Consider the following 4,635-nt stretch of genomic DNA (forward strand, 5'->3'; position numbering starts at 1 on the left):
CCGCGTCTGGTCCAGCTCGGGAATCCCGATGCCCCGGTCCTTCACGTGGAGGCAGGCCTCGCCGGCTCGCGCCTCCACCTCCACGGAGATGGTCTCCCCCGCGGGGCTGTACTTGTGCGCGTTCTCCAGCAGGTTGACGAGCACCTGCTCCAGCCTGTCCCGGTCCCCCTGCACCCACAGGCGCTCGCGCGGCACCTCCAGGGTGAAGGGGCGCTCGAAGGCGAGGCGGAACTGGTCCACCACCTCGGCCACCAGGTGGCCCAGCTCCAGGGGCGCGGGCTGCAGCGACAGCCGGCCCAACTCCAGGCGCGAGGCGTCCAGCAGGTCATTCACCAGCCCCGCCAGCCGGTCCACCTGCCGCCGGGACTTGATGACGCTGGAGAGGTCCACCGGCAGCCCCTGCGCGATCCTCCGCTCCATGGAGTAGAGGGTGAGCTTGAGGGGGGTGAGGGGCGTCTTCAGCTCGTGCGAGGCGATGGACATGAACTCCTCGCGCACCCGCAGGGCCGCCTGGGCCTCGCGCAGCAGGCGCGCGTTCTCCACCGTCACCGCCACCTGTCCGGCCGCGGCGCTCCACAAGTCCAGCTCGCGCAGGGAGAAGGAGGTGCCCTGCTCCTTATAGAGGACGAGCAGCCCCACCGCCCGATTCGGGGTCAGCAGGGGCACCGCGGCGAAGATGGAGCCCACCGCGTCGCCATAGCCCCGCTGCACGCCAATCTGCGGCTGGCGGGTGATGAGCGCCGCCTCGAAGGAGTCCGCGTGCGCCTCGAGCGCGTCCTCGAGGGTGCCGACGTTGGCCAGATCGGACAGGGCCACGCGGCGCAGGGCCTGCCCCTCCTCGGCGAGGTACACCTCGGCGCGGCGCACCTGGGCGCAGCGCACCACGGCCAGCACCGCGGCCCTGCACACGCTGTCCACGTCCAGCGTCTCGCCCACCTCGCGGGCAATCTCCTGGAGGGCCTGGGCGAAGGCGACGTCGTCATCGGCGCCGGAGGGCTCGAAGAGGAGCCAGGCGCCGGGCTCCGCGCCCGCGCGGCAGGGGCGGGCCTGGATGCGCATCTGCTTGAGGCCGGAGGTGATGACGTGGCCCGAGTGGCCCCGGCCCTCGCGCAGGGCGCGCTCCAGGGAGTCGCGGCCCCAGCCGCCTTCCAGGGCGGAGAGCACCGGCTCTCCCACCGCCAGGGTCACGCCCGTCTTGGCGGAGAAGTCCGGCTCCAGCCACGCCACGCGCATGTCCGGACCGAGGCGGACCACCGCCTGGGGGACGCACGCGAGGATGTCCTGGAAGTCGGAGGGCAGCATGCGGGACAAGCTCTGGAGTACGCCCGTCGCCCCGGGCGAACAAGACGGCCCCGCCCTCCTGCCCCCCCTTGAACACCCCACACGTTGGGGCCCGGACATCCGGGGGGCCTGGCAGGCGGGGGAGCGTTCACCACACAGGGGCTGCAATCCGCGTGGTGTGTGTTAGACGACACCCCGCCATGCCTTCCCAGCCCACCAAGGAACTGAAGACCTTCCCCAACCCGGCGCAGGACCGTGACTACGAGATCACGTTCGACGTGCCGGAGTTCACGTGCCTCTGCCCGCTGACCGGGCAGCCGGACTTCGCGAAGTTCCGGATCCGCTACGTGCCGGACGAGCTGTGCGTGGAGCTGAAGAGCCTGAAGCTCTACATGTGGTCGTACCGGGACGAGGGCGCCTTCCATGAGAAGGTGACCAACACCATCGCGGACGACATCGTGCGCGCCATCCAGCCCCGGCAGCTCACGGTGGAGGGCGACTTCTTCGTGCGCGGTGGCATCGGGACGATCGTCACGGTGCGCCACGAGAAGAAGGACAAGGGCGCCCGGGCGGCGAAGAAGAGCGCCCCGGCGAAGAACGGCGCCGCGCGCCGCAAGTAGCCTACTGTCCGTCCCCCATCTTCGACTCCAGGTCGCGCGCGCGCTGATCGGCATCGGACTCGATGCGATCCGCGGCCTGGTGGACGTTCTCGAGCTGCCGCTTGGGGGCGCTGGTGCCCTCACGCGAGCTGTTGGACGCGCTCCCCAGGTGGTTGAGCGCGTAGTACGCGGCGCCCACGACGACGCCGATGCCCAGAACAGTGGTGAGAATCCTACCCATGGTGTGTCTCCGAGGCCGTGCGCGTCAGCGGATGGTCAACTGCCGCACCAGCCCCATCCAATAGGACTGCGTGAGGGTGAGCCCGGCGCCGAGTCCCGCGGCGCCGACGAGGAAGGCCAGGGCCCACCGGGTCCACGCGGGCGCCACCTTCGCCGGCTCCTCGAAGTCCTCGACGACGTTGAGCTCCGCCTCGGTGAGGAGGGCGAGCACCTCGGTCTCGGTGAGCTTCTGGCGGTGGCGGAGGAAGCCCACGAGGAAGGCCTCGTAGGACATGCCCACGCGCGGGGAGAGGAAGGCCTCCAGCTCGCGGCGCATGGCGGCGGCGTGGGGGAAGCGGTTCTCGGGCCGCACCTCGAGGGCGCGCTTGACGATGTCCGCCAGGGGCTTGGGGACGTGGGGGGCCACGCGGGACAGCGGGGTGTACTCGCCGTCGCGGATGCGGGCGAACACCTCCCCGGAGGTGCGGCCCAGGAAGGGCCGGGCCCCGGTGAGCGCCTCGTAGAGGAGCACTCCGAGCGCGAAGAGGTCCGTGCGCCCGTCCACCGGCGCGCCCGTCACCTGCTCGGGGGACATGTACGAGGGGGTGCCCACCGCCATGCCCTGCGCGGTGAGGGCCTCCAGGCTCACGTCCTTGGCGACGCCGAAGTCCATCAGCTTCACGTCGCCGGACTTGGTGAGCATCACGTTGGCGGGCTTGAGGTCGCGGTGGATGATGCGGCGGAAGTGGGCGTGCTCCAGCGCCCCGGCGATGCGCGCCCCCACGGCGGCGCCCACCTCGGGAGGCAGCGGCCCCTCCTTGATGAGCTCGTGCAGGGTGGGCCCGTCCACGAACTCCATCACCATGAAGAGGACGTCGTTCTTGTCCACCAGGTCGTACAGGGTGACGATGTTCTGGTGGCGGAAGGCGGCGAGCGCGAGCGCCTCGCGCCGGAAGCGGGAGACGGACTCCTTGTCCCGAGCGGGGTCGGCGAGCATCTCCTTGATGGCGACCTCGCGCTGCAGCATCTCGTGCAGGCCCCGGTACACCTGGGCCATGCCGCCGCGTCCCAGCTCTCCGAGGACGCGGTAGGCGCCTATCTTCCGGTGTCTGACGACGGGCTTCTCGCTGGAGGGCACGGACCGGAGGGTACCGAATTCGAGCGCGAGGCGTCGACACGCTCGGAGTGCAGACAGCCAGGCGGTAGAAATCACCACTCACAAGAAGGCCGAGCGACCCGGGCCACGCTCCCGCTACGCTGCGCCCGCCATGAAGAAGCTCCTGTTCCTCCTTCCCGCCGCCCTGTTCGTCCTCCCCGGTTGCCTCGTCATCCGCGACACCGTCTACGTGCCGAAGACGAAGAAGTCCGAGCTGAAGTCCCGTGACTGCCACCCCAGCCAGTACTGGGATGGGGAGAAGTGCCGCCACAAGGGCAAGGGCAAGGGCGCGCGCAAGCACGACGACTGACGGGCAGCGCCTCTCACGGACATCCCATGGAAGCCCTGGCCCGAAAACCCCTCCCCTCCTCGCGAGGGGAGCGGGAGTTGCTGTCCGCGGAGACGCAGGGGCAGCGCATCACCCTGCTCGACGGCGGCGCCGAGGCCTACCCGCGCATGCTGGAGGCCATCGCCGCGGCCACCCGGCGCGTGCACCTGGAGGTGTACGCCTTCGAGCGCGAGGGGGTGGGCTCGCGCTTCATCTCGGCCCTCACCGCCGCGGCCTCGCGGGGCGTGGAGGTGAAGGTCATCGTGGACGGCTGGGGCTCCATCGGAGCGAGCCGCGCGCTGGCGGAGACCCTGCGCGCCGCCGGCATCAAGGTCCGCATCCACAACCCCCTCACCTCCGTCTTCCTCGGTCGCTTCTGGCGCAACCACCGGAAAATCCTCCTCGTGGACGACACGGTGGCCTTCCTCGGTGGCATCAACATCGGAGACCACTACGCCGCCGAGGAGGGACGGCCCGGGTGGGCGGACCTGGCGCTGGAGCTGCGCGGTGACATCTGCGCGCGGCTCGGGGCACGGCTCACCGCCGGGGCCTCCACGCTGGCGGCGGGCCCGGTGAGCATCCTCCTGTCCGGCCTCGGCGGAGGGCGGCGGCTACGGGGGCGCTACCTCACGGCCCTGAAGGACGCGAAGCAGCGGGTGGTGCTGGCCCACGCGTACTTCCTGCCGGACCCGGGCTTCGTGCGAGCCCTCAAGCGCGCGGCGCGGCGGGGCGTGGACGTCCACCTGTTGCTGGCCGGACGCAGCGACGTGCCCTTCGCTCGCGCGGCCACCATGCGCCTGTACCACACGCTGCTGCGCGCGGGCGTGCGCATCCACGAGTGGACGGACACCACGCTGCACGCCAAGGCGGCGGTGGTGGATGGCCAGCGCCTGCTGGTGGGCAGCTTCAACCTCGACCCCCTCTCCCTGGTGAACCTGGAGACGCTGGTGGAGGTGGACGACGCGGGCGTGGCGGCGCAGGCCAACCGCTGGGTGGAGCGGCACGTGGGCCTCTCGCGGCCGGTGGGCCTGGAGGACTGCGCGCGCTCGGGC

General features: G+C 71.1%; 6 protein-coding genes. 3 read left to right on the forward strand and 3 right to left on the reverse strand.

Annotation, left to right across the window (positions count from 1 at the left end; genetic code table 11):
• A partial coding sequence (locus VF697_RS17420; protein WP_331096397.1) for a GAF domain-containing sensor histidine kinase occupies positions 1–1,302 on the reverse strand: 1,302 nt, incomplete at its 3' end.
• A gap of 179 nt (positions 1,303–1,481) precedes the next feature.
• On the opposite strand from VF697_RS17420, the gene queF reads away from it, so the two are divergent.
• Complete coding sequence (gene queF, locus VF697_RS17425; RefSeq protein ID WP_331096399.1) at positions 1,482–1,901, forward strand: preQ(1) synthase; 420 nt, start codon at positions 1,482–1,484, stop codon at positions 1,899–1,901.
• A 1-nt stretch (position 1,902) separates the two neighbouring features.
• Here queF and VF697_RS17430 read toward each other — a convergent pair whose 3' ends face one another.
• Positions 1,903–2,121 (reverse strand): hypothetical protein, encoded by a 219-nt coding sequence (locus tag VF697_RS17430; RefSeq protein WP_331096401.1) that lies wholly within the window; start codon positions 2,119–2,121, stop codon positions 1,903–1,905.
• A gap of 24 nt (positions 2,122–2,145) precedes the next feature.
• Positions 2,146–3,156, reverse strand: coding sequence for a serine/threonine-protein kinase (locus tag VF697_RS17435; RefSeq protein ID WP_414641304.1), 1,011 nt, complete (start codon positions 3,154–3,156; stop codon positions 2,146–2,148).
• Positions 3,157–3,367: 211 nt separating this feature from the next.
• On the opposite strand from VF697_RS17435, the gene VF697_RS17440 reads away from it, so the two are divergent.
• Together VF697_RS17440 and VF697_RS17445 are read left to right on the forward strand one after the other, a co-directional pair.
• Positions 3,368–3,565 (forward strand): hypothetical protein, encoded by a 198-nt coding sequence (locus VF697_RS17440; RefSeq protein ID WP_331096405.1) that lies wholly within the window; start codon positions 3,368–3,370, stop codon positions 3,563–3,565.
• A 26-nt stretch (positions 3,566–3,591) separates the two neighbouring features.
• On the forward strand, positions 3,592–4,635 hold a 1,044-nt coding region (locus VF697_RS17445), incomplete at its 3' end, for a phospholipase D-like domain-containing protein (RefSeq protein WP_331096407.1).

It is taken from the genome of Archangium sp., assembly GCF_036388035.1.
Classification (GTDB): Bacteria; Myxococcota; Myxococcia; order Myxococcales; family Myxococcaceae; genus Archangium.

What these genes read in the sequence shown, in the direction of transcription:
- queF (WP_331096399.1), top strand. Translation starts at nt 1,482, where the DNA reads ATGCCTTCCCAGCCCACCAAGGAACTGAAGACCTTCCCCAACCCGGCG.
- VF697_RS17430 (WP_331096401.1), bottom strand. Translation starts at nt 2,121, where the DNA reads ATGGGTAGGATTCTCACCACTGTTCTGGGCATCGGCGTCGTCGTGGGC.
- VF697_RS17435 (WP_414641304.1), bottom strand. Translation starts at nt 3,156, where the DNA reads ATGGCCCAGGTGTACCGGGGCCTGCACGAGATGCTGCAGCGCGAGGTC.
- VF697_RS17440 (WP_331096405.1), top strand. Translation starts at nt 3,368, where the DNA reads ATGAAGAAGCTCCTGTTCCTCCTTCCCGCCGCCCTGTTCGTCCTCCCC.